The 25,707-nt window shown below is 42.6% G+C and carries 24 protein-coding genes, 2 tRNA genes and 1 pseudogene; 16 read left to right on the top strand and 11 right to left on the bottom strand.

Annotated elements, in window-relative coordinates:
• Positions 1-81 precede the first annotated feature (81 nt).
• Positions 82-156 (bottom strand) — tRNA-Gly (locus tag L8S15_RS17905).
• Between the two features lie 38 nt (positions 157-194).
• Positions 195-269, bottom strand: a tRNA-Gly gene (locus L8S15_RS17900).
• A 543-nt stretch (positions 270-812) separates the two neighbouring features.
• Between L8S15_RS17900 and L8S15_RS17895 the strand changes: the two genes are divergently transcribed.
• The 5 genes from L8S15_RS17895 to L8S15_RS17875 all read left to right on the top strand — a co-directional run bounded on the left by L8S15_RS17895 (position 813) and on the right by L8S15_RS17875 (position 4,382).
• The gene (locus tag L8S15_RS17895) at positions 813-1,976 is read left to right on the top strand and encodes a threonine/serine exporter family protein (RefSeq protein ID WP_010430301.1); all 1,164 of its coding nucleotides are present in this window, start codon (positions 813-815) and stop codon (positions 1,974-1,976) included.
• 198 nt (positions 1,977-2,174) lie between these two features.
• A complete protein-coding gene (locus tag L8S15_RS17890) occupies positions 2,175-2,513 on the top strand; it encodes a zinc ribbon domain-containing protein YjdM (protein WP_010430297.1) in 339 nt (112 codons plus the stop codon).
• A gap of 135 nt (positions 2,514-2,648) precedes the next feature.
• Entirely contained in the window at positions 2,649-3,074 is a 426-nt protein-coding gene (locus L8S15_RS17885; RefSeq protein WP_010430294.1) for an N-acetyltransferase, read from the top strand.
• Between the two features lie 43 nt (positions 3,075-3,117).
• Positions 3,118-3,549 (top strand): GNAT family N-acetyltransferase, encoded by a 432-nt coding sequence (locus L8S15_RS17880; RefSeq protein ID WP_010430290.1) that lies wholly within the window; start codon positions 3,118-3,120, stop codon positions 3,547-3,549.
• 281 nt (positions 3,550-3,830) lie between these two features.
• Positions 3,831-4,382 (top strand): hypothetical protein, encoded by a 552-nt coding sequence (locus L8S15_RS17875; RefSeq protein WP_010430287.1) that lies wholly within the window; start codon positions 3,831-3,833, stop codon positions 4,380-4,382.
• An 80-nt stretch (positions 4,383-4,462) separates the two neighbouring features.
• On the opposite strand, the gene L8S15_RS17870 is transcribed toward L8S15_RS17875, so the two are convergent.
• The 6 genes from L8S15_RS17870 to L8S15_RS17845 form a co-directional block, all read right to left on the bottom strand.
• Positions 4,463-5,407 carry an ADP-ribosylglycohydrolase family protein gene (locus L8S15_RS17870; protein ID WP_280574497.1) on the bottom strand — a complete coding sequence of 315 codons (945 nt, stop codon included), beginning with the start codon at positions 5,405-5,407 and terminating at the stop codon, positions 4,463-4,465.
• A 219-nt stretch (positions 5,408-5,626) separates the two neighbouring features.
• Complete coding sequence (locus L8S15_RS17865) at positions 5,627-6,550, bottom strand: amino acid ABC transporter permease (protein ID WP_029189487.1); 924 nt, start codon at positions 6,548-6,550, stop codon at positions 5,627-5,629.
• A gap of 177 nt (positions 6,551-6,727) precedes the next feature.
• Positions 6,728-7,537, bottom strand: a complete 810-nt coding sequence (locus L8S15_RS17860; protein WP_010430279.1) for a transporter substrate-binding domain-containing protein — start codon at positions 7,535-7,537, stop codon at positions 6,728-6,730.
• Positions 7,538-7,549: 12 nt separating this feature from the next.
• A complete protein-coding gene (locus L8S15_RS17855; RefSeq protein ID WP_010430277.1) occupies positions 7,550-8,347 on the bottom strand; it encodes an amino acid ABC transporter permease in 798 nt (265 codons plus the stop codon).
• Positions 8,347-9,093 (bottom strand): amino acid ABC transporter ATP-binding protein, encoded by a 747-nt coding sequence (locus L8S15_RS17850; RefSeq protein WP_016768142.1) that lies wholly within the window; start codon positions 9,091-9,093, stop codon positions 8,347-8,349. Before L8S15_RS17850 ends, L8S15_RS17855 begins: the two co-directional genes overlap by 1 nt.
• A 258-nt stretch (positions 9,094-9,351) precedes the next feature.
• A complete protein-coding gene (locus tag L8S15_RS17845) occupies positions 9,352-10,500 on the bottom strand; it encodes an iron-containing alcohol dehydrogenase (RefSeq protein ID WP_010430270.1) in 1,149 nt (382 codons plus the stop codon).
• Positions 10,501-10,692: 192 nt separating this feature from the next.
• On the opposite strand from L8S15_RS17845, the gene L8S15_RS17840 reads away from it, so the two are divergent.
• The 6 genes from L8S15_RS17840 to L8S15_RS17815 all read left to right on the top strand — a co-directional run bounded on the left by L8S15_RS17840 (position 10,693) and on the right by L8S15_RS17815 (position 15,155).
• Positions 10,693-11,577 carry an AraC family transcriptional regulator gene (locus tag L8S15_RS17840; protein WP_010430267.1) on the top strand — a complete coding sequence of 295 codons (885 nt, stop codon included), beginning with the start codon at positions 10,693-10,695 and terminating at the stop codon, positions 11,575-11,577.
• Positions 11,578-12,158: 581 nt separating this feature from the next.
• Positions 12,159-13,406 (top strand): RidA family protein, encoded by a 1,248-nt coding sequence (locus L8S15_RS17835; RefSeq protein ID WP_016785330.1) that lies wholly within the window; start codon positions 12,159-12,161, stop codon positions 13,404-13,406.
• Between the two features lie 231 nt (positions 13,407-13,637).
• Positions 13,638-13,994 carry a hypothetical protein gene (locus L8S15_RS17830; RefSeq protein WP_010430262.1) on the top strand — a complete coding sequence of 119 codons (357 nt, stop codon included), beginning with the start codon at positions 13,638-13,640 and terminating at the stop codon, positions 13,992-13,994.
• 92 nt (positions 13,995-14,086) lie between these two features.
• A complete protein-coding gene (locus tag L8S15_RS17825) occupies positions 14,087-14,236 on the top strand; it encodes a hypothetical protein (protein WP_010430259.1) in 150 nt (49 codons plus the stop codon).
• Between the two features lie 147 nt (positions 14,237-14,383).
• Entirely contained in the window at positions 14,384-14,914 is a 531-nt protein-coding gene (locus L8S15_RS17820; protein WP_016768139.1) for a GNAT family N-acetyltransferase, read from the top strand.
• Complete coding sequence (locus L8S15_RS17815; RefSeq protein WP_010430255.1) at positions 14,907-15,155, top strand: hypothetical protein; 249 nt, start codon at positions 14,907-14,909, stop codon at positions 15,153-15,155. The genes L8S15_RS17820 and L8S15_RS17815 overlap by 8 nt, the downstream gene beginning before the upstream one ends.
• Before the next feature lie 94 nt (positions 15,156-15,249).
• Here the strand turns inward: L8S15_RS17815 and L8S15_RS17810 are convergent, their stop codons facing one another.
• Positions 15,250-15,696, bottom strand: coding sequence for a DUF417 family protein (locus tag L8S15_RS17810; RefSeq protein ID WP_010430252.1), 447 nt, complete (start codon positions 15,694-15,696; stop codon positions 15,250-15,252).
• A 135-nt stretch (positions 15,697-15,831) separates the two neighbouring features.
• Here L8S15_RS17810 and L8S15_RS17805 point away from each other — a divergent pair.
• Positions 15,832-16,038, top strand: a pseudogene (locus L8S15_RS17805) (Rid family hydrolase); the annotation flags it as partial.
• Between the two features lie 110 nt (positions 16,039-16,148).
• Here L8S15_RS17805 and L8S15_RS17800 read toward each other — a convergent pair.
• Positions 16,149-17,735: a BCCT family transporter gene (locus L8S15_RS17800; RefSeq protein WP_016785965.1), complete on the bottom strand. Its 1,587-nt coding sequence runs from the start codon at positions 17,733-17,735 to the stop codon at positions 16,149-16,151.
• A 449-nt stretch (positions 17,736-18,184) separates the two neighbouring features.
• Between L8S15_RS17800 and L8S15_RS17795 the strand changes: the two genes are divergently transcribed.
• Entirely contained in the window at positions 18,185-21,352 is a 3,168-nt protein-coding gene (locus L8S15_RS17795) for a glycosyl hydrolase family 18 protein (protein WP_010430232.1), read from the top strand.
• Positions 21,353-21,613: 261 nt separating this feature from the next.
• Positions 21,614-23,077, top strand: coding sequence for a sensor domain-containing diguanylate cyclase (locus L8S15_RS17790; protein WP_010430229.1), 1,464 nt, complete (start codon positions 21,614-21,616; stop codon positions 23,075-23,077).
• Positions 23,078-23,189: 112 nt separating this feature from the next.
• On the opposite strand, the gene L8S15_RS17785 is transcribed toward L8S15_RS17790, so the two are convergent.
• Positions 23,190-23,444 carry a YgjV family protein gene (locus L8S15_RS17785; RefSeq protein WP_010430226.1) on the bottom strand — a complete coding sequence of 85 codons (255 nt, stop codon included), beginning with the start codon at positions 23,442-23,444 and terminating at the stop codon, positions 23,190-23,192.
• Between the two features lie 268 nt (positions 23,445-23,712).
• On the opposite strand from L8S15_RS17785, the gene L8S15_RS17780 reads away from it, so the two are divergent.
• Both L8S15_RS17780 and L8S15_RS17775 read left to right on the top strand, forming a co-directional pair.
• Entirely contained in the window at positions 23,713-24,309 is a 597-nt protein-coding gene (locus tag L8S15_RS17780) for a DUF4136 domain-containing protein (RefSeq protein ID WP_010430224.1), read from the top strand.
• 172 nt (positions 24,310-24,481) lie between these two features.
• Positions 24,482-25,666 carry a D-alanyl-D-alanine carboxypeptidase family protein gene (locus tag L8S15_RS17775; protein ID WP_010430221.1) on the top strand — a complete coding sequence of 395 codons (1,185 nt, stop codon included), beginning with the start codon at positions 24,482-24,484 and terminating at the stop codon, positions 25,664-25,666.
• Positions 25,667-25,707: the final 41 nt, after the last annotated feature.

Below are 25,707 nucleotides of genomic sequence, written 5' to 3'. Positions count from 1 at the left end.
TGTTTTAGGTTTTGAAGCTAAGAGGAGATGCTGAATCTAAAGGGATAGTGTAACTAAAGAGATTTGTAACTAAACAGAAGTTGGAGCGTGCAGCGGGAATCGAACCCGCATCATCAGCTTGGAAGGCTGAGGTAATAGCCATTATACGATGCACGCACACTGTCTTAAGAGTAAGACTTAGGCATCAAGAAGACTGGAGCGTACAGCGGGAATCGAACCCGCATCATCAGCTTGGAAGGCTGAGGTAATAGCCATTATACGATGTACGCACATCGTCTTAACGAGTTTGATAATGACACATCTAACTGAAAACGAAACCTTTTTCTTTCATTTTTATTCTAAGTGCTCGCATAACCACCACTCCGCTAGTTTTTCAATCATATCTGGCGTCCTGAGAGTGAATAAAATGTGACTAAAATCTCGTTAAGCAGGAGGCTCTCAAATAACCGTTATCTAGATAACCATTATTTGTAATAGGGAAGCGTTTCATTCGATTCGATAAAGTTACATTGGTGGCCATTTATATCCCAAATAGGTCCAAAGTAAGAGCAAAGTTCGAGGTTACGTGTGTTAACACAAATTGATTCTAAACCGAATTTTCGAGTATTTTAATAACAGTGTGGATGCATAGTTTTAACTTTCGAACGATGCGTTATATTCATTAAACTAATTACAAATAAGTAGAGTTATCGATGCTTCTAAGTCTTTGACGAAAAAAGTAACGAATTTAGTTGATAATTCACGCAAAAGTCTCGTCATTCCGTCTATCGTTTGCTACATTTGCCGCACATTTTGTCTCGCCTAAAATTCCCATGCCTTCTCAGTACCGAATTAACAAAATTGTTGAAATTGGTGACACTCTTCACCGCAGTGGTTGTGCTCCGTATAAGCTTGAAAAATATACACAATTCTATGCAAAAAAGCACGGCGTTGATGTAATGATTCAAGCGACGCCAACCGCGATCAATTATCAATTCCCAGACGATAACAACGCCGTAATTCTTAAGCGTCTAAAGCCAGCTTCAATTAATCTGAGTTTGTTGGCCAATACCATCATTCGTATTAATCAGCCTAGTAGCGAACCAGTCCCAGAGCCTGTCGGTTACTCTAAATTTGTGACTGCACTTGCCAATATGGGGATTCCACCTGCGTATTTAATGCTAGTTGGCAGTACGCTGGAAGCGGTCGGTTTCTCTGCGTTGTTGGGTTTAATGGTTTGGGTCTGTCAGCAAGTTCTTCATTCACGTCGTGCTATCGCGGTTGAGTTCATCTCAGCTTTGTTAACGGGTATCTTCGTGGCTTTTTTAGCGAGTACAGGGCTACCAATACCTGTTTGGGCGTTGTGTATTGCCTCTATCGTCTTGTTTGTCCCCGGTTTATCTATAGCCAACGCTTTAGAGTGTTTGGCCTTTAATGATTTAGTTTCAGGTACTAGTTTGCTCGGCCAGAGTGCCTTAACCCTAATCAAATTGTTTGTTGGGATTATCATGGGTCTCAATATTGGTGAAGCGATATGGGGACAAGCGGTCTCTATTGACTATATCAATGCAGTGCCCACGTGGATGCATATATCGGGTTTAGTGCTGATCTCTGTGTCTATCGGGGTAATGTTCAATGCGCGCCCTAAAGACATTTTGCTTGGCTTGCCAGTTGCGGTTCTTGGCATGTGGGGGCCGTTCTACCTTGGTTTTGATAGTGGTTGGGTTGTGGGTACTTGGGTAACCACGGTTCTTATTACTTTGTACGGAACTTGGATTGCTAAAAAGATGGAGCTCACCGGCTCTATTTACATCGTGCAGGGTATCATCATCTTGGTTCCGGGTAGCCGAGTATTGGTGAGTGCGAGTCAATCTGTGTTTGAGCAATCAATCTTGCCGATCCCGAGTATCGGTTTATCGGCGCTGTTTATGTTCTCCGCGATTGTGGCAGGACAAATCACGGCGTATTCGATCTACTCACCAAAAGTAGAGCGTTAATCTGACTAGCTTACAACTGTCGCTCAGGCACACTCGATTCATAAACAAACACAGCTTAGCGGCTGTGTTTGTCCGTTTCAGAGCCGCTCTTTTCCGACGTTAGGTTTATCTTGAGATAATTTGTTAGGTTTGTGCTCGCTAAGCCTAGCAAGAGTCATTAAAATGGACGTAAATTCTATTTAAATTAAGTATTAACGTATGTCTTTACCTCCTTGTCCGCAATGCCAATCTGAATATGTCTATCCAGACCAAAACAACCTAATCTGCCCTGAGTGTGCCTATGAATGGAACCCAGAAGAGGAGCGTTTAGAAAGAGAAGCCGCGCGTGTAAAGGACGTGAATGGTGTTGTATTAGACACTGGCGATAAAGTTACCTTCATTAAAGATCTAAAAATTAAAGGCAGTTCTTCTGTACTGAAAATAGGCACTAAAGCGGTAATCAGACGAATTAGTGAAGGCAAAGATCATCAGTTAGATTGCAAGCTGGATGGTGGCGGTGAAATGCTCGTTACGGCGAAATACGTTAAGAAACAATAGCGGCCAATGGTATTGGTCTATCATTACCGTTCAATAATTCTGACTGGGACATTGTCGTAAATCTTCAATGAATTTACGTCGCTTCTTGGCATATTGGTTCGCAGTTTAAACAATATTAATTGCCTGAGAATTAAGATGATTAGAGAGTACAACCCAGCCGATATTGAAGCCGTTTTAAATCTTTGGTTAACCGCCTCGATAAAAGCCCATGACTTTGTGACTCCTGAGTTTTGGGAGTCGCAAGTGGCTAATATGCGCGACCTATATATTCCTGCATCACAGAGCTATGTGTATCAAGTCAATGGTCAGGTTCGCGGCTTCTATTCACTTTACGAAGGGATACTAGCGGCGATCTTTGTCCGCCCTGAGCATCAAGGGAGTGGCATCGGGAAACAGCTCATGCAACATGCCAAGCTTGAATGTCCGAACTTGTTATTGAATGTGTACAAAGAGAATCAAGCGACCATTGAGTTCTACCTTTCTCAAGGTTTTAAGATCGTAAGTGAACAAGCCGATGAGCACACAGGGCATCAAGAGTACACCATGTATTGTAGGGCTTAGTCAGACGATTAGTTGGCGGGAATAGGATTTATATGGAGATATTTTGAAGTATTCGATAAGACCCGCTCAGTCATCAGATTATGAATTTCTGTTCGATCTAAAAAAAGCCGCGGAGTTTGAGCCAATCAAGGCTGTATTTGGTTGGGATGAGCAAGTTCAACGAGATATACACGCCGAAGAGTGGGCTGAAGAACGGCCCGAGATCATTGAACATCAAGGCAAAGCGATTGGCAGTGTGTTACTTCAAGACAAAGACGATCACTTCTATTTTTGCCGATTCTTTTTGTTACCTGAGTATCATGGAAAGGGCATTGGTAGCCAAGTTTTAACGGATTGCTTAGCTCAAGCAGCCAAACTCAATAAGCCTGTGGCGTTGTGTTATTTACAAGGTAATCGAGTTGGGGAGTTGTACTTGAGGTTTGGCTTTGAAATCACCTCGCAAAACGACCAGTTTGTCTATATGTGGCGTAAATAGATATTCTTTAAACGGATAACATTTAAACGACTGGCATAAAAATGCATTCATAGACATGGGAGGTGTATCTACAAACGCCTCTTAGTTAACAATGAACAACTTGAAGAGATCTTCCTTGAAAGTGACTCTATTGGATAAATCAAAGTGGAGATTTTTTATGTTAGTTATTGATAAATAAAACAATGTTAACAATATCACTCTTTTATAAATTTGTGGTTGGAGTCTTTGTTTTTAATGATAGTGTCTGCGCATGATTTCATTGATAATAATAAAGGCTTTATATGAAACGTTTTTTAATTGCTGCATTGGCTATCGGGATTACAGGTTGTAAAACACTTCCAAATACAGCTACAGATACATTGTCAGAACCACAGGGAAATGGTGCACTCGCTATTGCAACGATTATCTCTAAGCACGACTCGACATACCCATGTGAAACCTTCGTATTTGATTTAAAAGAAAAAATTGATGGGAACTTGGTTGGTTCTGAACCACAAACCCTACGTATGTTTGTATATGAAGACGCTAAATACGCACTGTTTGATGGTATCAAACCGGGAAATTACATCTTAACGCAGTTCCGATGCAATATGCGTCGTGGCCTTGCTGTCAATGGTGGTAAATCATTTCTTAGCGTTGACTTAGGTATTGAGCATACCATTAAGGAGAACGCTGTAACGGTCTCTCCACTGTTTGTTTATGCGACTCAACAGAAAGACCGTTTTTTCAATGTGCAAGTTGACTTGTGGGAACAGAAAGATGTTGAACCTTTTCAGGAATTGTTGACGAACGAAGTGAGCAATAAATGGGAAGTCAGTGATTTTGAAGGCTAGCTGACTGGATGATTCGTTGATTAGATGACTATGGCACCTTTACGTTATTGCCATAGTCATTGATTCTTGAACGAAAAATGTTATTCAATCGGCAGAGACAATACACCGCCATTAAGGTTTACCTTACTAAGCCACTCAGTTGGAATCGCGCCATCTTCTTCGTAGAAACACGCCGCTAATACCGCGCCAATCACAATTGCACGCCCGCAACTGTCACCGCCACATAAGATGTTGTCGCGAATGCCTTGTTTATAATTCTGAGCACCCGCAATGATGCGAATCAGCAGTGGGAACGCGGCACTCAGTTCACAATGCAGTCCAAACTTCTTCGCGGCATCTGTTATTGAAAGCTCAGGTTCAGCCAGTGCTTCATCGATTTGATCGTGTATAAACTTGCTGCAGGTTTGTCTTACCATTTCTACCGATTGTAGTGGTGAATTACCTTGTATCGCAGCTTGAATCAGTAGTGTGATGGCTTGTGCCCACTCTACCGCTTTATCGTTACTGTTGGTGACTCGCACTGCGCTATCGACCATCGCTGGTAAAGTGTGAGAAGTGTAAGTACACGCCACCAAAGGAATTAGCTTTGAAACAGCAGGTAGCTGGGTGTCATCTGCGCCACAAGCAGTGATTGGGGCATCAGCTAGCTCTAATTGATGTATGTTCAGCAAGCTCATACGAGTGGCTTTATCAATGTAGCCTTGCCAGCTGCCACCAAAATCAAACCAGAAGCGGAAGTGTTTAATGTAACTCGCTTCATTGTACTGTTGATTGTCGACTAGGCTGTCGACCATCGCCAATAACTGAGCACCGTATTGCGATTGATCGCCTGCGGTTTTTCCTTGGTGCGCGAAATATCCTTTGTCTTGATAATCGAACTGGTTTGGCGAACGAAATTCTGGCTCAAAGCCAGCTACCTGTAAGATCCTCTCTTGGTCATACAGCCAATGCAGCCCCATTGAAGCAGCGTCTCCAACCAATGCGCCCACAACGGCGCAAAAAGCTCTTTGTTTATGATTGTCCATGCTGAGTGAAGTCCTTGAGAAGAATCAATGAAATTGGGTACTGAAAGTATAGTGTTTAAATGAGGGGTTTGCTGTGTTTCGATAGATAGTTTTTAGCGAATTAATCCTGATTGGTCAATGAGTTAAACCAATCAGGTTAAGTTGATGAATATTATCAATTAGGTGTTGATGTTGGCCATCGATCTGACGCTCGAATTCACGCGAAAATAAACATTAATTTTAACGGTTAAGGTAAACACTCGAACGTTGTTCGATGACTTTGAAAATACGTGAAAGGGTGAAACATAGTGCGAAGTAAACCGCGCCTACAATCAGCCAGATCTCGAAGATCAAACCGGAAGAGTTCGCCATTTCGGTGCCAACAAACGTCATCTCTTGAATAGAAATCAGTGACACAATTGAGGTGTCTTTCACTAGCGAAATTGCCTGACCTGCCAAAGGTGGCGTAATCGCCGTTAATACCTGAGGGCCAACTACAAATCGATATTTAGAGAATGCCGACAACCCGAGTGAATCAGCCGCTTCCCATTGCCCTTTAGGAATGCTTTCTAAACCAGCTCGAATCACTTCAGCGATATAAGCTGAAGAGAGCAGGCCAATACAGATAACACCAGAGGCTAAGTTTTCCCAAAGGTTTGCGGGCCCAAATAGGAAATCTTGAACAGCGTTAATTTCTCCATTGTGTTCACGTAAAATGCTTTCTAAACCAAGTAGAGGGATCAGCTGGTTAGAGACAAAGAAGTAAAAGATAAACACAAATACCAATGGCGGAATATTTCGAACCAATTGAATGAAAATCAACGCAGGTGTTTTGAAGAAAGCGATCTTAGAGTGTCTTGCTACCCCTAACAGGGTACCGAAAGAGAGCGCTAACACCATGCTCCACAAGCTCAAACGCAATGTTGCGACCAAGCCTTGGAAGAAGTAAGGAATACTGCCTTGAGAAGGTGGAATAAAAATTAATGTGAACGCGTCTTCCCATCGCCACTGATAGTTGATACCGACAGAAGAACGATAATAAAGCCAACCTGCGAACGCACAAATGATGGCAAACAACACTCCATCTAATAGATTGAGGCGTTGATACCTAGGCTTCGTGTGAAGGTTGGGCTTGGGCGTTGATAATGCGCTAGTACTACTCACGTCATTCCTGTTTAAACATTAATTATTATTGGGTTGTTGCTTGGATCTAAAACGAATCAAATAAAGCTACTTAAAAAGGCTACTTAAGTTTTCGATGAGAAGGCAGTGCAAACAGCGCACTGCCTTTATTTAGATTCGACAGATTAGCTCATATTAAAAACTGAGCTCAGTTTCAGATTACTGACCTTGAGCAATCTGATCTTGCCAATCTAGAGTAGAGAACCAGTACTCGTAACGGTCTTTCAACCAACCGTCTTCAGTACGTGCTTTGATCCACGCGTTGAAGAACTCAGTTTTGTCTGTTTCACCTAGGCGCACAGCAAATGCTTCATTACCTTTTGATAGGCGTTCTTCAAATGGGATGAATAGAGTGTCTGCGTTTTTGATTGTTTCGTGCTCAGGTTTCGGGCTAGATGCGATAACCGCGTGTGCATTGCCGTTTAGCACTTCTTGGAACGCTTGAGCATCGTCATCGAACTGAAGTACTTTCGCTTTCGGGAAAGTTTCACGAGCCACTTGAACCGTGAATGCGCCGCGACGTGCTGCAATTTTCACACGACGAGAATCGAAATCAGAGATCTGTGTAAAGCCTTCAGCTAGTTCCTTGTTTGCTGCTAATTGAACACCTGAATGAGAGTAAGGTTCAGTAAACAGCACACTCTTAGAGCGTGCTTCAGTGATCGATAAACCACCGATGATCACGTCAAACTTGTTCGACAGTAGAGAAGGAATAATCCCATCCCACGCCGTCGGTACGAACTCAACTTTCCAGCCTGAATCTTCAGCGAGGCGTTTTGCCACATCGATTTCAAAGCCAACAAGGTCGCCCTGTTTGTTACGCATTGCCCAAGGTACAAAAGTCGACATACCAACACGTAGAGAGCCACGTTCGTTGATTTTATCTAGGTTTGGCGTTTCAGAAGCAAGTGCAGGCAAACTTACGGCAAGCGCAAGTAGAGCTGTAATTGCGGTTTTAAATAGCTTCATGCTGATAAATCCTTATTGTGTTCGCCAGTTAGCTCCGAGCTTATGCTCAAGCCAAGCTGCAACGGCAGAAAGTGAAAGTGTAAGAGCAAGATAGATGATCGCCACAGAGAACCAAATCTCAAATGGCATCGCGGTTTCAGAAACGATGTTTCTGGCTTCGGTTGTTAGGTCGAAAATTGCCATGACACTCACAATCGAAGAATTTTTAATAAGAGATATGACTTCATTTGTCAAAGGTGGCAAGGTGCGTTGAATTACCTGAGGAAGAATCACATCCCAATAAGTATAGGTCTTTGATAAGCCCAAAGATTGAGCGGCTTCAAATTGTCCTTTTGCAATACCGTTCAGACCAGCCCTAAATATCTCAGCGGTATATGCACCTTGGAAAAGTGCTAAGGCTAAAACGGCTGTGCTAAAACGATCCAGCCCTAATACGGGGCCAAACACAAAATAGAGCAAATAAATTTGTACCAATAGTGGGGTATTGCGAATCAACTCGACATAACTGGTGGCTAAAGTGCGTCCAACTACGGAATTTGAATTTCGTAGCAAAGCTGTAGTTAAACCAATAACTAGCGTAGCGACCAAAGAAATCAAAGAGATATTGATGGTAACGAGTAGCCCCTCCATCAATTCTGCAGGCCACCATTCGCCGTCTTCATAAAAGGCAATGTAGTCGGGCACGCGTTCCCACTGCCAGCTGTATCCCATGGCTTGTGCGCCAGAATCGAGGATCCAGATAACAGCTGCCGCGAGTACAACAATTTGTACTAACGCAGATAGGGCAGGCTTCACTATTTTAAGCAGCATCAGTAAGTCAGAATCTGATTTAGGAACGCTTGAGTACGCTCGTGTTGAGGATTCTCGAACAGGCATTGTGGTGTATTGGATTCCACGATTTGTCCTTCATCCATAAATATGACACGGTCGGCAACACGCTTTGCAAAGCCCATTTCATGTGTCACACACACCATGGTAATCCCTTCACTGGCAAGCTCAACCATCACATCAAGCACTTCATTGATCATTTCCGGATCAAGCGCAGATGTTGGTTCATCAAACAATAGAAGTTCAGGCTTCATACAAAGAGAGCGAGCAATCGCAACACGTTGTTGTTGGCCACCAGAAAGCTGAGCTGGGTACTTATTCGCTTGCTCTGCAATGTGTACACATTCGAGATAATGCATCGCCGTTTTCTCTGCCGCTTCTTTGCTTTTCTTGAGCGTACGAATCGGAGACAGAGTCAGGTTTTCAAGCACAGTAAGATGGGGGAATAAATGGAAGTGCTGAAACACCATTCCAACCTGGCCAGGAGTGTTGAACTTACACGGGAGCGCTTGTTCTAGCACGGAAAGCTCGCCACTCTCGAAGGGTTCTAGCTGATTGATACAGCGGATCAAGGTTGATTTACCCGAACCAGACGGTCCGCAAATCACCACTATTTCTCCCTGTTCAATCTTTAAATCGATATCCTTTAGGGCATGAAAACCACCATACCACTTGTTAAGTGACTTAAACTTAACCATTTCCTTGAGATTGTTCAAATCGTTGTTCATACCTAGTAAAGAGACAGGTTTACCTTAACAATATAGAAATGTGATTGCACATAAAATTAAGAGCTTATGAGAATTTAATAACATCATGTAGGGCAAACAAAAAAACAGCGCCCAAATTGAGCACTGTTTTTTGATGTACGAGATAATAAAGAAATTAGTTCAGTGTGACGGCATAAATCATGTTTTGTGATTTATCACACTGACCGCATCAGCTTTGATTTATCGTTTACCCTATCTTTCTTATAGTTTTAGCAATTCTTATTGAATTGCAGACTCTAAGATTTCACGTGTTTTTGCTGGCGTGATCGCTTTGTTCTCGCCCAGCTCTAGGTAACCGTGAGATTCAAGTTGAGCGACAACTTTATCGACTGCTGCTGTTTTATTTGTTTCATAGCCATCGAACTGAGTTGGTACATCTAGGCTGTGGTAGAACGCTTCGATTGCATCGATAGTGCGTTCTGCTAGATCAGCTCCTGCTTCTAGGCCAAATACGTTACGACCCATTTGCTCTAGCTTGCCGCGCTTCGCTTCGATTTGGTTGCGAAGTAATGAAGGTTGAACGATCGCAAGAGAGCGAGCGTGGTCGACGTGCCATAGTGCTGTGAACTCATGACCAATCATGTGCGTTGCCCAATCTTGAGGAACACCTGTACCAATTAAGCCATTGAGCGCTTGGTTTGCTGTCCACATTAGGTTTGCACGCCATGCGTCGTTGTCACGCTCGTCATATTGCTTGCCAAGCACAAGTAGGTTTTTCAGCAGTGTTTCTGCGTAACCATCTTGAACCATCGCGTTTGTTGGCATTGTGATGTACTGCTCACATACGTGTACCCAAGCATCAACCAAACCGTTAATCAGTTGGCGTTCTGGAAGAGACTTCATTACATCTGGGTCCATAACCGCAAACTTAGGTTGAACAGCAGGGTTCATGAAGGCCAGTTTTTCTTGTGTCTCTTTACGAGTGATTACCGCACCCATGTTAGATTCAGAACCTGTCGCAGGAAGTGTAAGTACTGCGCCAATTGGTGTCGCTTCTGTTACCTGGTGTTTACCCGCTAAGATGTCCCAACCGTCGCCGTCGTATTTAGCCGCTGCAGCAACGTATTTAGAACCGTCGATTACTGAACCACCACCAACAGCGATAATGAACTCTACGTTTTCTTCTTTAGCAAGATTGACTGCTTTGTCTAATGTTTCTTTTGTTGGGTTCGCTTCAACGCCAGAGAACTCAATCCAAGCGTGATCTTTAAGTGAAGCGACTACTTGATCGTAAACGCCGTTGCTTTTGATTGAACCGCCACCGTAGATGACAAGTACTTTCTTTGATGTATCAACTGCTTGGCTGATAGCGTTGATTTGGCCTTGACCGAAGTGGATAACAGTAGGATTAACATAAGTGAATTGCATTCTAAGTTCCTTGTGTAAAGCTGAATTTATTATTTTGGTTCATTGCTCAATTTCTATATTTGCATATTAGTACAGTAAATCAGGGTAATGAAGAGCTGATTCTCCAAATAAATTGCCTATTTCTACAAAATTGATATTCTAATCTACTCTAGTTTACATATTCTTAGCACTTGGAATGGAAAGTCGCCACTTATGAAAACACTCGCGCATTTATTACAGTCTTATGTAGAACACAAAGGTTGGGATGATCTTGAAGGAATCAGAGAAACTGAAATTGGCGGTGTATGGCTGTACAGGAGCAGTGTCGGGAATCTGCGTCAACCCTTCACTTACCAATCAGGTATTATCATGCTCGGACAAGGTAAAAAGAACATCTATATTGGTGACAGGCCTGTCACATATGCTGCGGGCGACTATCTAGTTGTCGGTGTGCCAATGCCATTGGAGTGCGAAGCCTTGCCTGTTAATGGTGAGCCATTGCTTGGTTTGTCGATCAGTATCGACTCTCAGCGCTTGCATAGCTTAGTCAAAAAGCTCGAAGACCAAGGCTTCCTAGAGAGCTACTGCAACAAGCACAAACAGAATTCGAGTGGCTTAGAATCGACGCCAATGGAAGAGCAGATGCTAGAGAGCTTTACTCGGTTGGTCAAAATGCTGCATTGCGACATCGAAGCCAACATATTGGGTGATGCCATGGTGACGGAAATTGTCTACCGCGCATTAACCGGTACAGAAGGGCGTGTGCTGTTTGACTTAGCTCATCATGACGGCCATTACGCACGTGTCGCTAAAGCGCTGTCTAAAGTGCATGAAGAGTATGACCAAACCATCACTGTTCAATCGCTTGCCGACGAAGCCAACATGAGTGTGTCTGCCTTCCATAATGCTTTTCGTAATGTCACCTTTGAGTCACCACTTCAATATTTGAAAAAGGTAAGACTCAACAAAGCCAAAGAACTGATTCAGCTAGAAGGCCTTCGTATCAGCGATGCTGCACGTCGAGTCGGTTATTCGAGCCCATCCCAATTCAGCCGTGAATTTAAGCGTCACTTCAATACCACGCCAAGAGCGGTGTAGTTTTTCTTTCTAGAAAGCGTTACTACTTGGTTCACAACCACTTTTCTCATGTATTTCCCCTGAGTCTCACATTTGTTTAATTATATGAGTAAATGTATCTAATTATGGATATTGTCATCTTGTTGGTATTGGATTATCGAATATATTATTAATGTATTTACATAACAGTAGCCCTGTAAATAATTAGTTAACTAGCCTAAGAGTTTATGCACGTATATAAGATAGTTAGCGCGATAATTAATCTGGTAAGAGCATTTTAGGACTATTAGTGTGAACAACTTATCAAATATAATCTAAATTGCGAAAAATATCCCTCGTTCTTTCTGAGATTGTATTCATGATTATTGAATGATTAGAAAATAAAGATAATCTAGCACTCGATAAAGCCCCTTATCATGGATAATTAGTCGTTTGATGACTAATTATTCTGTAACTTGCTGATTTATAGTCAACTGAGAGTCTGATGGATATCACGTTTACCCTCTAATAATTCACTTAACATGGCGCTACTTTAATCATTCTTTCTAATACGATTGTTCACTATAAATACGTATTCCTATATTATTTAAAGGATAATTCCTATGAGTAGCGATATCATTAAAATTTCAAGAAATACTGAAAACGCACCAACAAATTCTGTATCTACACAAACGGTCGCTTTTTCTCATTATAATAACTTTTCAGCTCAATTACCTGTTGACCCTAAAACAGGTGAAGTTGTGATTGGTGATATTAAAGACCAAGCAGCACAATGCTTAAATAATATTAAAGCCATTGTTGAAAGCATCGACCATGTTATGGATGATGTAGTGAAGGTTAATGTTTTCGTTAAGAATATTTCTGATATCGATGCTATCGATGAAGTTTACAAAAGCTTCTTTAACAACAGCATGCCTACACGTACCGTTGTCGGTGTAACTGCACTGCAAAACAGCGATGCACTAGTTCAAATGGATGCTTTGATTTCAAACGGTGAAGGCACTAAACCACAAGCACCTTGCGCACTAGTTAAGGTATCAAGAAATACAGATAATGCACCTCAGAGTGCTGTATCGACGCAGACAGCGGCTTTTTCTCACTACAACAACCTTTCGGCTCAATTGCCTATCGATGTAAATACAGGTGAGTTGGTTGATGGTGGTATCGAAGCGCAAACGTCACAATGTCTATCAAACATTAAAGCGATTCTAGAAAGCATCGGTCATGTCATGAGTGATGTGGTTAAAACGACTATATACGTAAAAAATATCGCAGATACGGAAGTGGTAAATGAAGTTTGTGCTAAATTCTTCCCAAGCTATGTTCCTGCTCGTACCGTTGTTAATGCAGCAGAATTACCAATGGGCGCTTTAATTCAAATTGATACATCCGTTTCACATGGTGATGGCACACCGCCACAACTGCCAGAAGACACTTGCTTACTGGTTATTGAAGCTAATAATACAGTTGATGCGCCATTCATGCCTTATTCTCACACCGTTGCTTTCTCTCACTACAATCATATTTCTGGTCAACTACCACTAGATCCGAAAACCAATGAAATAGTTTCAGGTGGCATAAAAGAGCAAGTTGAACAATGCCTTAAGAATATTAAGGCGATCATTGAAAGTGTTGACCATAGGATGGACGATACGGTGAAAATTAATATTCAGCTTAAAGATGTTTCAGATATTGATGTGGTAGACGAGATCTACACTACGTTCTTTAATGCTGACTTACCGGCAAGAACAGTGGTAGGGGTTTCAAAGATTCCTATGAATGCTTTAGTGCAAATAGATGCAGTCGTTTCTAACTGTGAAGGTACACCTCCACAAGACGTCCTCGCTTAGATCAATTGAACCCCTTCGATAAAAGCATTTAAATTCAGGCTCTAGTTCCTAACAAGGAACCAGAGCCGATTCTCTGATTAGTGGCCCCATTCCAAGAAATATCCCCTTCATTAAGCCTCTAACACAAGTTACTCGAAGTAATACAACTAAGCTTATCCCAGAGATATGGTGTTTATAGAGTTGAAGTGTTTTAATATGAAAAACAGATGCTTAACGTAAGAAATTCAGTTTATGCAATTTAGAGTTATTTTAATGTTGTGCCTAGCTATTATGGGGTGTTCATCCAAGCAAGAGTTGGCACCTGACCCAACAACCATCACACTTTTTTATGGCGATAAATCGATCTCCGCGGGTGTGTTAGAAGACAAAACATTTAATTCTATACTTGCAGATAGAGTTGAAAGCGTGACTTTTTCAGGCTCAATATCAAAGCAAGACTCTGAGTTCTTGATTAATATGTTAGTGATTAGAGAAACGAAAGAGCCACGTTCAACACGGCAATTGAATACCACGCTTCTTATGAAACCGGGAGGGTTAGTGGATGTTGGCGGTGTAAATAACGATGTGTTCAAGGTAATCCTCGAGTAACAAAAAAAGTGTTCAATTAATCTGATTTTTTGCTTTACCTCAACCTAACTTCAAGTCTTAAGCTTCTCTTAACCATTTAAAAGGAGCTTATTATGCAAAATAATTACGTAAAAGAACTTGCCGTTAAGACTTACCAAGAAGAAATAGCTAGAGAGAGTATGAAAGCTAAAGTCCAGTCATTTCACGCACCGAGTTTTTTCGGTGGTGTGTTGTTTTCGGTTATTTTAGTTGGACTGTTTTGATAAGTTAATCCTTATAATCTTTGATTCAGTATTAACTCTCATCATTCCAACTCACCTGAACTCTCACGGTATAATCTCTTAGGTTCGATTGTGATTTTAGTATCAGTGTTTAAAATGGCTTGTTAGATAAGCGATAGAGTATTGATTATGGATGTATTTTTACACTTACTTCACCCAAGCGATGTCAGTGCTTTATTGGAGTTTGAAGTCGAAAATAGAGAGTGGTTTGAGCAATTTGTTCCAGCACGGGAAGACCGTTTCTATTCCAATGCGGGTGCTGCCGAGCAAGTCATGAGCTTTCTAACTGAATACGATAATGGCGAGATGATTCCTATGTTGGTCAAAGACGCTAATGGCACTATATGTGGGCGAATCAACGTTCGTGATATCGACCAGAACGCTGAAAGTGGAGAACTAGGTTATCGAGTGGGGCACGCATTTGGTTCTAAAGGTATTGCGTCTAACGCGGTGAGGAAGTTACTTATCTACTTGGCCGAGCAATCCTCCCTTAAATATGTTGATGCCTATGCGCTAGTAGGTAATGTCGGTTCGAATAAAATTTTATCCAAGGCCGGTTTTGACTTAGTTGCACATGTAGAGAATTACGTTGTATTTAAAGGGCAAAACCAAGACGCCAATCATTATCGTAAGGCTATATCTTCTTCAGTGAATGTTTGATATTTATTATTTGTTCTATCATCAAAGAGATAATAAATTTAGACAAGATGCGCTCACATCAATTGTTGTGCGAATCAATACAAAGATCATCGGAGATAAACCAGACGAGCATGCTGTTAAGTTTTGGAAAGGGGTTATTAGTGACTACACCTCAGGTAACTACGTAGAAGATCAATATCAGGGCGAAAAATGGGGCTTGGTGACAAGACAGGGCTTTAGTCACGATGCTAGTACAGAGTAAAACTTTATACATTAGAAGCTGGCAGTGTCCTTCTAGCCAGCTTCGAGCCTTTTTATTTCAAGGTTTAATGTTACGGCCACTTATAGATTTACGGTTACTTCTGAGATTTGTTACGTTCGATTACGCTAATAGCGATCGCTAAAAACAGGATGTCTTTCACTAGGAAGAAATTAGTAACTAAGATGCCATCCGATACTTTCCAAGTATTTGGCGTTGTAATTAGGAAGCTCAGTGTTACGGCAAAGATAGCCGCTGCTGCGATGCCAGAATAAAAGGCCACTCTAGAGTTAATGAATCCTACGATTAACCCAACAGCCACGATAATTTCTGCACCACCAACCATATTTGAAACCGCTTGTACTGAGAATAGGCTGTAGAGCCAGTTTAGCGCAGGGTGATTAGCGATAAGGGGTTCAATGAGCATAGCTTCGGTTGGGGTAAATTTGTAGATACCAATCCAAGTTAACACCAATGCGACACCAATCACGCCAAGGTTATATCCCCAATTACTCTGTTTTAAATCATAGGTTTGAACATGCATAAAAATACTCCATTTAATAAAATCCTTGAATATGACCGTACAAGTAAAAATTTAATTTCGCTGTGATGATGATAATTAGTGAATTTATCTAGGTAGCTTATACATGTCCCTTTATCGTCTCGATTATTATGGAAAGAAAGTGATGTTGTGCGTAACGTAATTCAGTCAGTGATTGTTTATCTGACTGATTTCACTAACTTTTATGTATTTAATGAAGTATGGAATTCATGGTTCCCTGAAGGTTGTGCACCAAGCCGTGCATGTGCAAAAGCAGAACTCGCAAATCCTGAGCTATTGGTTGAAAAGTCGTTCATGGCTGCTGCGGGTGAAAAGTTTCAATAAGCGGAATTCGTTAATACAAGTAACAAACCGATAAAACAAAGCCACTCAGGTGAATCACTTGAGTGACTTTTTCGTTTTAAACGCTACCCGAAACTAAATCGGATTAGGCATTAAGCGAGACCTTGATCTCTGGCCATCTGTTTCGCGATCTTCGGTGCGTGCCATAAGCATGGCAGTAAGATAAACGATACCGGAACGGCTGTGATCACAATGAACGACTGTAGAGCGGAGATACCGCCAGAACCCATTGAGATAAGCGCAATTGCTACTGCACCCATGATGATACCCCAGAAGGTACGTACGGCTGCATTTGGTTCTGTAGTGCCTGTCATTACCACACTGATGGTGTAAGTCATCGAGTCACCTGTTGTCACGATGAACGTGGTCGTCAGGATAAGGAACAGAATCGCAATCAAAGTAGGGAACGGCAGTTGAGCGGTAATTGCCAGTAGCACAGCAGGAAGGTTGAAGCCTTCGAACGCGCTAGAAATTACGCCTGGGTTCTCTAATTCAAACGCTAGACCACTACCACCAACGATACTGAACCAAAAACACGTTACTAGCGGTGCAACGATGCTGATAGAAACGATCATTTGGCGAATCGTACGGCCACGTGAGATACGAGCAATGAAAATTGCCATCATCGGACCATAGCCTAAGAACCAACCCCAGAAGAATACCGTCCAGCCACCTAGCCACGCTGTATCTTGGCGGTACAGTGCCATTGGGATGAAGTTATCCACCATTTCGCCCATACCTTGTAGATAGCCATCAATGATAAAGCTCGTTGGGCCTACTAGCAGAATGTAGCCGATTAGGCACACTGATAAGATGATGTTGTAACGGCTAACCAGTTGGATGCCTTTGTTCACGCCGCTCAAAGCAGAAAGCGTGTACATTGCGATAGCAAAGATAATAACGATACTTTGAGTTGCAAAGCTGTCGGAAATGCCAAACAGTTCGCTCAGGGCGTAACTGATTTGTAGGCCAAGGAAACCAATAGGGCCGATAGTACCTGCGGCTACAGCCACAATGCTGCATGCGTCGACTACGTTACCAACCCAGCTGTTAATCGCTTTGTCGCCAAGGACAGGGTAAAGAAGAGTACGGGGCTTAAGAGGGAGGCCTTTATCGTAATGCAGATGCATTAGTACGATAGAAGATAAGCCACCTAAGATGGCCCATGCAAGGAAACCCCAGTGCATGAAAGATTGTGATAGAGCGTTGAACGCCATCGCTTGAGGATCAGCATTGCCATAAAGTGGCGGTGCTGAAACAAAGTGAGCAATTGGCTCTGCGGCTGCCCAGAACACACCACCGCCGGCTAGCAGCGTACATAAGACGATAGACATCCATTTAAAAGTGGTCATTTCAGGCAAGGCAAGCGTTCCTAAACGAACGTGGCCTGTACGTCCTAGTGCTAGCACTAAGCCGATAATGAAATTGAGAAGTAGAAGGACTTGCCAGAAAGCACCGAACCACTTGGTAGAGTAGTTGAAGCCGATGTTAACAAGTTCGGACAACACGGAGGTGTTGGTGAAGGCGAGTACGACAAAGAGGGTTAAAAAACTGCCACTAAGCCAGAAGACTGGGTTTCCGAGTTCCAGTTTTTCACCCAAAGATTGAGCTTTATTGAAATCGATAGAAGTAGATTCTGCGTTGATGTTTTCGTTGGCGACTTGCGTCAAGTTGGACATTATTTCTCCGCTAAATTTGGCTCTTTTAAGCCTATGTATTTCTCTCACACTTGCATAGTAATGTGAGGTTCGTCAAAAAAGCCGCAGATACTAACACATTTGTTACCAAAAAGTGGGCGAATTCATAAAAGAAGCTTGAATCGACTGTAAATCTCTACTTTTTGGCTAGTTTTAACGCGAGTTTTGTCTTGAATCCAGATCACATTCCCGATTTTAGATACGTTATTTTTAGCTTTCCGAAATAAATTAATATTAGTTGTTGGTGCAAAATAAGTGTCGAGTCATTGCATGCATACAGCAAATTAATGCGAGTCATTTTATAAATAAAGAATATTTTAGGTGTTTAATTTACGTTGTTACCTACAGTTGTTTTGCGAAGAGATTTAAGTGGTAAGTAAAGCCCCATTTAAATTAAACATCTTGAAACAACAACTTAAGGGATAGCTAACATGCACCTAAACCAAGGAAGAGTGGCCAAGACGGTTTTTACACTCAGTACTCTCACCGCGTCATGCTTGATGGCGTTCAACAGTTATGCGGCTGTTGATTGTTCAACGTTAGAAACGTGGGACTCTGCCACGGTATACACCGGTGGTGATCAGGTTTCACATGACGGCAGCGCGTACTCAGCAAATTACTGGAATCAAAACAACAACCCAAGCCAATTTGAAGGTGACTATGCACAGTGGAAAAAGCTAGATGTGTGTAGCGGGGATGGAGGCGGTGGTACACCAAATGAAGCACCAACGGCTTCGTTAACAGCACCAACGGCATCAGATGTAATTGTTGAAGGCGACAATGTCGTATTAAGCGCAACAGCACTCGATGCTGATGGCACTGTTGCTTCCGTGGAATTCTTTGTCGATGGTGCTTCGGTCGCGGTTGTGACATCGGCACCATTCGAAGCAGCTTGGTCTGCAACGTCTGGCAACCATCAAGTTTCAGTTGTTGCAACGGACAATGAAGGCGCAGCGAGTGTTGCAAGCGCGGTTTCTGTATCTGTTGATTCAGCACAGCCAGGGAATGAAGCGCCGACAGTTTCGGTTGCGCTTTCAGCAGCTTCGGTCGATGTTGGTGGTGTAGTAACGCTTACCGCAACAGCAGCAGACAGCGATGGCACGGTTGACAAAGTAGATTTCTATGTGGCAGGCGCTCTTATTGGCACAGCTGCAACTAACCCTTACACGCTTGATTACACAACCACTCAAGCGGGTTCTTTAGCGGTTTACGTAAAAGCGACTGACAATCAAGGCGCAACGACAGATTCAGCGCTGGCTTCTTTGACGGTGAATGGCACACCAACGGTGAGCACTTGTCGACCTGATGGCTTATATCAAACCCAAGGTGTCGATGTTCCTTACTGTACTATTTACGATGATGAAGGCCGTGAGAAAATGGGCGCGGATCACCCACGTCGTGTCATTGGTTACTTCACCAGCTGGCGTGCAGGGGATGACCCACAAGCTGCTTACCTAGTAAATGACATCCCTTGGGAACAACTCACACACATTAACTACGCTTTCGTGAGCATTGGCTCAGATGGCAAAGTAAACGTGGGTGATGTGAACGATCCGAACAACGCAGCGGTTGGTAAAGAGTGGCCGGGCGTTGAAGTTGATCCTAACTTAGGCTTCAAAGGCCACTTCGGTGCATTAGCGACCGCTAAGAAAAAACACGATGTTAAGACTTTAATCTCAATCGGTGGCTGGGCGGAAACGGGTGGTCACTTCGCCACTGACGGTAGCCGAGTGGCTGATGGTGGTTTCTACACAATGACGACCAACGCCGACGGTTCTATTAACCATCAAGGTATCGAAACATTCGCCACTTCAGCGGTTGAAATGCTGCGTAAGTACCAGTTCGATGGTCTGGATATCGATTACGAATACCCAACTTCTATGGCGGGTGCCGGTAATCCGTACGACAAAGACTTCATGGAGCCGCGTCGTCAATACCTGTGGGCTTCGTACCAAGTGTTGATGAAAGTGTTGCGTGAGAAGCTTGATGTGGCGTCTGCTGAAGATGGCAATCACTACATGTTAACGATCGCGGCTCCTTCTTCTGGTTACCTACTGCGCGGTATGGAAACATTCGATGTAACCAAATACCTCGATTACGTAAACATCATGTCTTATGACCTTCACGGTGCGTGGAACGATCACGTAGGTCATAACGCTGCGTTGTTTGATACAGGTAAAGACTCAGAGTTAGCACAGTGGAACGTTTACGGTACTGCGGCTTACGGTGGTATCGGTTACCTGAACACCGATTGGGCTTACCATTACTTCCGTGGCTCTATGCCAGCAGGTCGTATTAACATCGGTGTGCCTTATTACACTCGTGGCTGGCAAGGTGTGACAGGTGGCGAAAATGGTCTTTGGGGTCGAGCTGCCCTACCAAACCAAGCTGAATGTTCAGCAGGCACCGGTGAAGGTGAGAAGAACAACTGTGGTCATGGCGCTATTGGTATCGATAACATGTGGCACGATACCGATCCGAAAGGCAACGAAATGGGCGCGGGCTCTAACCCAATGTGGCACGCTAAGAACCTAGAGAAAGGTATTTGGGGTTCTTACGCTGAGGCTTACAAGCTTGATCCTGTAAATGATCCGTCGGATGTTTTAGCAGGTACTTACACGCGTAACTATGACAGCGTGGCGGTTGCTCCTTGGTTGTGGAATGCAGAGAAGGGCGTATTCCTTTCAACGGAAGATAAACAGTCTATTGATGTGAAAGCAGACTACGTTATCGACAAAGAGATCGGCGGTATCATGTTCTGGGAACTAGCAGGTGATTATAACTGTTATGTACTCGATGCGAGTGGCAACCGAACTTCAATCGATACGACAGAACAAGCGTGTAACAGCGGTAACGGTGAGTTCCACATGGGTAATACAATGACGAAAGCTATCTACGATAAGTTTAAGTCTGCGACTCCATACGGAAACAAAGTGGCGACTGGTGCTATCCCGACAGAAGCGTTAGATATTACGGTTTCAGTTGGTGGCTTCAAAGTCGGTGACCAAAACTACCCAATCAATCCTAAGATCACGTTTACAAACAACACAGGGCAAGCACTTCCTGGCGGTACCGAGTTTCAATTCGATATTCCAGTATCGGCGCCTGACAATGCAAAAGATCAATCTGGTGGTGGTTTAACTGTGATTGCTTCGGGTCATACTCGTGCGGATAACATTGGTGGATTAGATGGAACCATGCATCGAGTAGCGTTTACTTTGCCGACTTGGGAAGAACTTCCTGCAGGTGGTGTGTATGAGCTAGATATGGTGTATTACCTGCCAATCTCGGGCCCTGCTAACTATGCTGTGAGTGTGAACGGAGTCGATTATGCCTTTAGCTTTGAGCAACCAGACTTACCACTCGGTGATATTAGTTCTGGTGGAGGCAACCCTGGTGATGGCGGCACTAGTCCTGGTACTTGTGATACGGCAGGTATAGTCGTTTATCCTGATTTACCTCAGAACGATTGGGCGGGTAACTCAAGCCATGCAAATACAGGTGACCAAGTGGTGTACAACGGTAGTATTTACCAAGCAAATTGGTGGACAAGTTCTGAACCGGGTAGCGATGGCAGTTGGACTAAAGTTTGTTCGTAAGACAATGGTAAGAACGCAATAATTGATAATAGATATGAATGTATTATCCCAAATTATCAATGTATTAGCTTATTCTAAAAGTAAAATTAAAACGCCGCACTGAATCCAGTTCGGCGTTTTTGCTATAAGTCACAGATTGCGTATAGAAAGCCTTAAAAATAGCGACGTTCGTTCAGTAAAACTGACAAATATGATATAAAACAGTCTGCTTATATGGAAATTAGTAACGTTACCTAAAATTAGAAAATTATGGGGTAATCTTTGACAGTCAGACGTAAATACATTCTTAGTTTTTCAATTGTTCTGGCTGTTGTTTCTTTGATTCTTTCAGCTCTGCAATTTAACCGAACTAACGAATCACTATCAGAATCCAACCAATTTTTCTTTCGTACAATTGTGAACGCGAGTTACGATATTGTAGACACCACAGTTAACGAAGCAATAAAGACCTATCTAACGGGTGTGACCGACACGGTGACATCTCACATGCTGCTTGTCAGCCCTGAGCAACAAGTCCAAGAAGTAAAAAAAATTGCTAATGAATTGACCATCGGAGAGTCGGGTTACATTTATTTGATGTCACCACAAGGTATCCACCTATACCATCCATTCCTTGAAGGTAAAAGTCGTGCACATTTAACGCATATTCGACAGCAACTGAGCGTAGAGTCAGGAATGTCACAGTATTACCACGCCAATCCACACGAGGTAAACCCACGCGCGAAAGTGGCATACTCCGTTAGGCTACCTGGAGGTAATGTCTTAGTTGCAACGACTTATAAAGATGAGTTGATGTATTTGGTTGATCTTGAAGCGCTAAAAGACAAGCTAAGAAAATACTCTTACGGTGATAGTGGTTACGTTTATATTGTTGATTTAGAGGGTGAATTAGTTCTCCAACCTAGCTTTGAGCATGAGCAGTTAAAGGCGTTAATCAATTACTCTTCAGAGTTGCTTATTGATAAAGTAATGATTAATCCAGAGGGGCATTTCAGTTACTCAATATCTAGAGACAACGGTACAACCAGTAAGAATATTTTCTATAAGTTTTACCCGTATTTGAATTGGGTTATTTCAGCTGGTGTCCTGGAGCAAGAGCTAAACAAAAATCATAGGTTACTGCTTGTCAGCTTAATGGCACTTGTGGTCAGTTTGCTCAGTATTATCGCGGTTTTAGTGCTTTATTTACGCCATCGCCATTTACAGATCTTAAATGTCGCGAGCCTTGACTACCTGACAGGAATTCACAGCCGGGGCAGCTTTATTGAACAGGTAAAGCTAAAAATAACAGATTGTTCGCCTTACCCTTTGCAAGGTGTCGGGGTTATCCTGTTGGATATTGACTATTTTAAGTTGGTTAATGACCAATATGGGCATGCAGAAGGCGATAAAGTGATCTGCGCAGTTGCCCAAACCTTAAAGTATTTTGTAAATAATGAACGCCTGATTGCTCGATATGGCGGCGAAGAGTTTATTTTGGTGACCTTTGACTGCGATGAGCGTCAGTTATATGAACTGTCTGAAGCAATTAGACATAGCGTAGAGCAAACCCAAGGCTTGGTGTCGCCAGTGACGATCAGTGCCGGGTGTTGTTATGCTCAAGTGCTATTTCATATCGAAGGTACGATAGATAAAGCCGACCAAGCACTTTATCAAGCGAAGGAGAGCGGTCGTAATAATTGTCAGGTATATCGAGAAAACGAATACCGCATCGCTTATTCATGAAGCTTTAGAGAACGAAAGACATAAAAAAGCCCAAACTGTGCTTCTGCCTTTTTTAGTACGAGAAGAACGGTTTGGGCTTTTTCAGAATTACTTGAAAGTGTTAGTCGCTAATCTAAGCTTTCGCTGCTTTCATCGCTTCCGTTTTTTTTTCCTTTTGCATTTTTGCAAGGAAGTAGATGTTTACACAAGCGATGAAGCCATTGGTTGCAACAACCGGCCATGCATCAATCATAACGCCGTATGCTGTAAAGAGAGTACAGCCAATAAAGTTAAGGACACGCAGACGAACGATGTCTTTCATTGTTAATGAAATTGCGACCATAATAGACGCAGCGTAACCTAAAATTTCAACCATATTGAATTCCATTGTTTGACCCTCTTAAATTTGCCGATACTTTGTCGGTACCAATTCTTCTCTTCATGAGATGATTGAGGAAGCTCCGTGCCTCGAATGGTCTGGTTATGTTTAACGGGGTAGACTATACCAAGTCCTTTTTTGTGATTAAACCCCCAAAACTGGCAGAAGTGAAGGTTAGCGATTACGCAAACGTTTAATGCACTATCTCTTAATATAATTACTGTTTATGTTGGAGCTTGAATTGATATTTACTCTTATATAGGTAAGGAAGCCACGAATGATAAAACGATCTATTTGTGCAATAAAGGGCATAAAGAAAGCAGCATTGTTGGCTTTGATTACAATTGGGCTTGTAGCTTGTACAACGCAAGAAATACCACCCACTCATAGCTATGGTGTGGTCACGAGTGGAGACTTCGATTTCATGAAACATGGTGTCGTAACGTACTCATGGCATCCTGAATCAGAGAAAGTCTACCTGTCTAAGAAATACGACAAGACGATGGTTACCGACCTAGTACGTGATGTAATTCGAGATCAATTAGCAGCGAAAGGCTATCAGTTGAGGCAAGATGGCGGTGTTGGCGACGTTGTTGTCGGTTTTGGTTTAGCTGAGGAGTCAGTACTTAATGACGACTCTATTTTCAATGCTATTAAGCTCTCAACGGGGGTACCATTTTATGACGGCGATGGAAAACTAGCAGAGAAAGGATCTCTCTATGTTGTCTTTTTCGTCCCTAACTCTGAAGTTGTACAATGGCAGGCGTTGGCTCAATCTGGAATTCAATCTGACTTAGAGCTAAATGAAAGTAAACAGCGTATAACAGGCTTTATTGAGATGCTATTTAGACACATGCCACAACGTTCAAACTAAACATTAAATACATTCACTGAGTCAATATTACTTGTTTAAAAAATGGACAGATCGCAGATTATACTTTTTTATTTGTAACTAAAGGTACATTTGCGTAAAGCAACGTAAAGTTCGCGCTTCTTTTGCTAGCATTTGTCTATACTGGTCAAAACGTTAACTTAGGTTTGATTCAATGAAACTGTTTTCCAAATACTCTCTTCCTCTATTAAGTATATTCATTGTAAGTAACGCAGCGATGGTTAGTAATGCAGCTGTGGCAGCACCTTCTATAGTACCAAGCCCACCTAGTTTAGGTGCAAAAGGGTATGTGTTAATTGATTTTAATTCTGGTGATGTGCTGGTAGAAAAAAATGCGCACACTAAGTTAAATCCAGCGAGCTTGACCAAACTGATGACCAGTTATGTGGCTGGACAAGAGATGAAACGAGGTAACATCTCTGCTGACGATCAAGTACGAATCAGCGAAAACGCGTGGGCGAAGAACTTCCCGGACTCTTCAAAAATGTTCATTGAAGTGAACACCGATGTCGCAATGATGGACTTATACCGTGGTTTGATTATTCAATCGGGCAACGATGCTAGTGTTGCAATCGCAGAACATGTAGCAGGTTCACAAGACGCTTTTGTTGATCTAATGAACTCTTGGGCTACGTCTTTAAAGCTAGAAAATACCCACTTTGCTAATGCACATGGTTTAGACGCAGACGATCTTTACTCAACGCCTTACGATATCGCGCTTTTAGGCCGCGCTATTATACGGGATCTGCCAGATGTGTATGGCTTATATAGCGAGCGCTCGTTCAGTTATAACGGCATTACACAGCATAACCGGAATGGTTTGCTTCGTGATAGAAGCTTAACTGTTGATGGCATGAAAACGGGCTATACGTCTGGTGCTGGCTATAGTTTAGCAAGTTCTGCTACGCAAGGTGAGATGAGACTGATCGCTGTCGTGATGGGCGCATCAAGTGTTAAGAGTCGTGAGTCAGACAGCAAACAGTTATTGAGCTATGGCTTTCGTTTCTTCGACACGCTAAATCCGCATAAAGGTGGCGATCAAGTTGCTGAAGAGAAAGTGTGGTTTGGTGAGCAAGACACATTGAAGCTAGGTGTTGCAGAAGATACATTTATTACTTTGCCTAAGTCAGACAGTAAAAAACTGACTGCATCTATCGAGCTCAACTCTGAACTGAAAGCTCCAATTACAGAAGGCCAAACCTTGGGTGTAGTTCATTACACCGTTGATGGTGAAGATGTGCAAACTCAACCGTTGATCGCACTTGAAGCGGTTGAACAAGGCGGTATCTTCAAGCGAATTATGGATTACATTAAGCTGTTTTTTGCGGGTTTGTTCTAGGTAGAACAAATGGCAATCCGTTCGTGATGAAAGCTGAAATG

Origin of the sequence: Vibrio sp. S/42/10 (assembly GCF_029890535.1) — a bacterium.
Lineage (GTDB): Bacteria > Pseudomonadota > Gammaproteobacteria > Enterobacterales > Vibrionaceae > Vibrio > Vibrio cyclitrophicus.
This window is presented reverse-complemented; position numbering and strand designations above follow the sequence as displayed.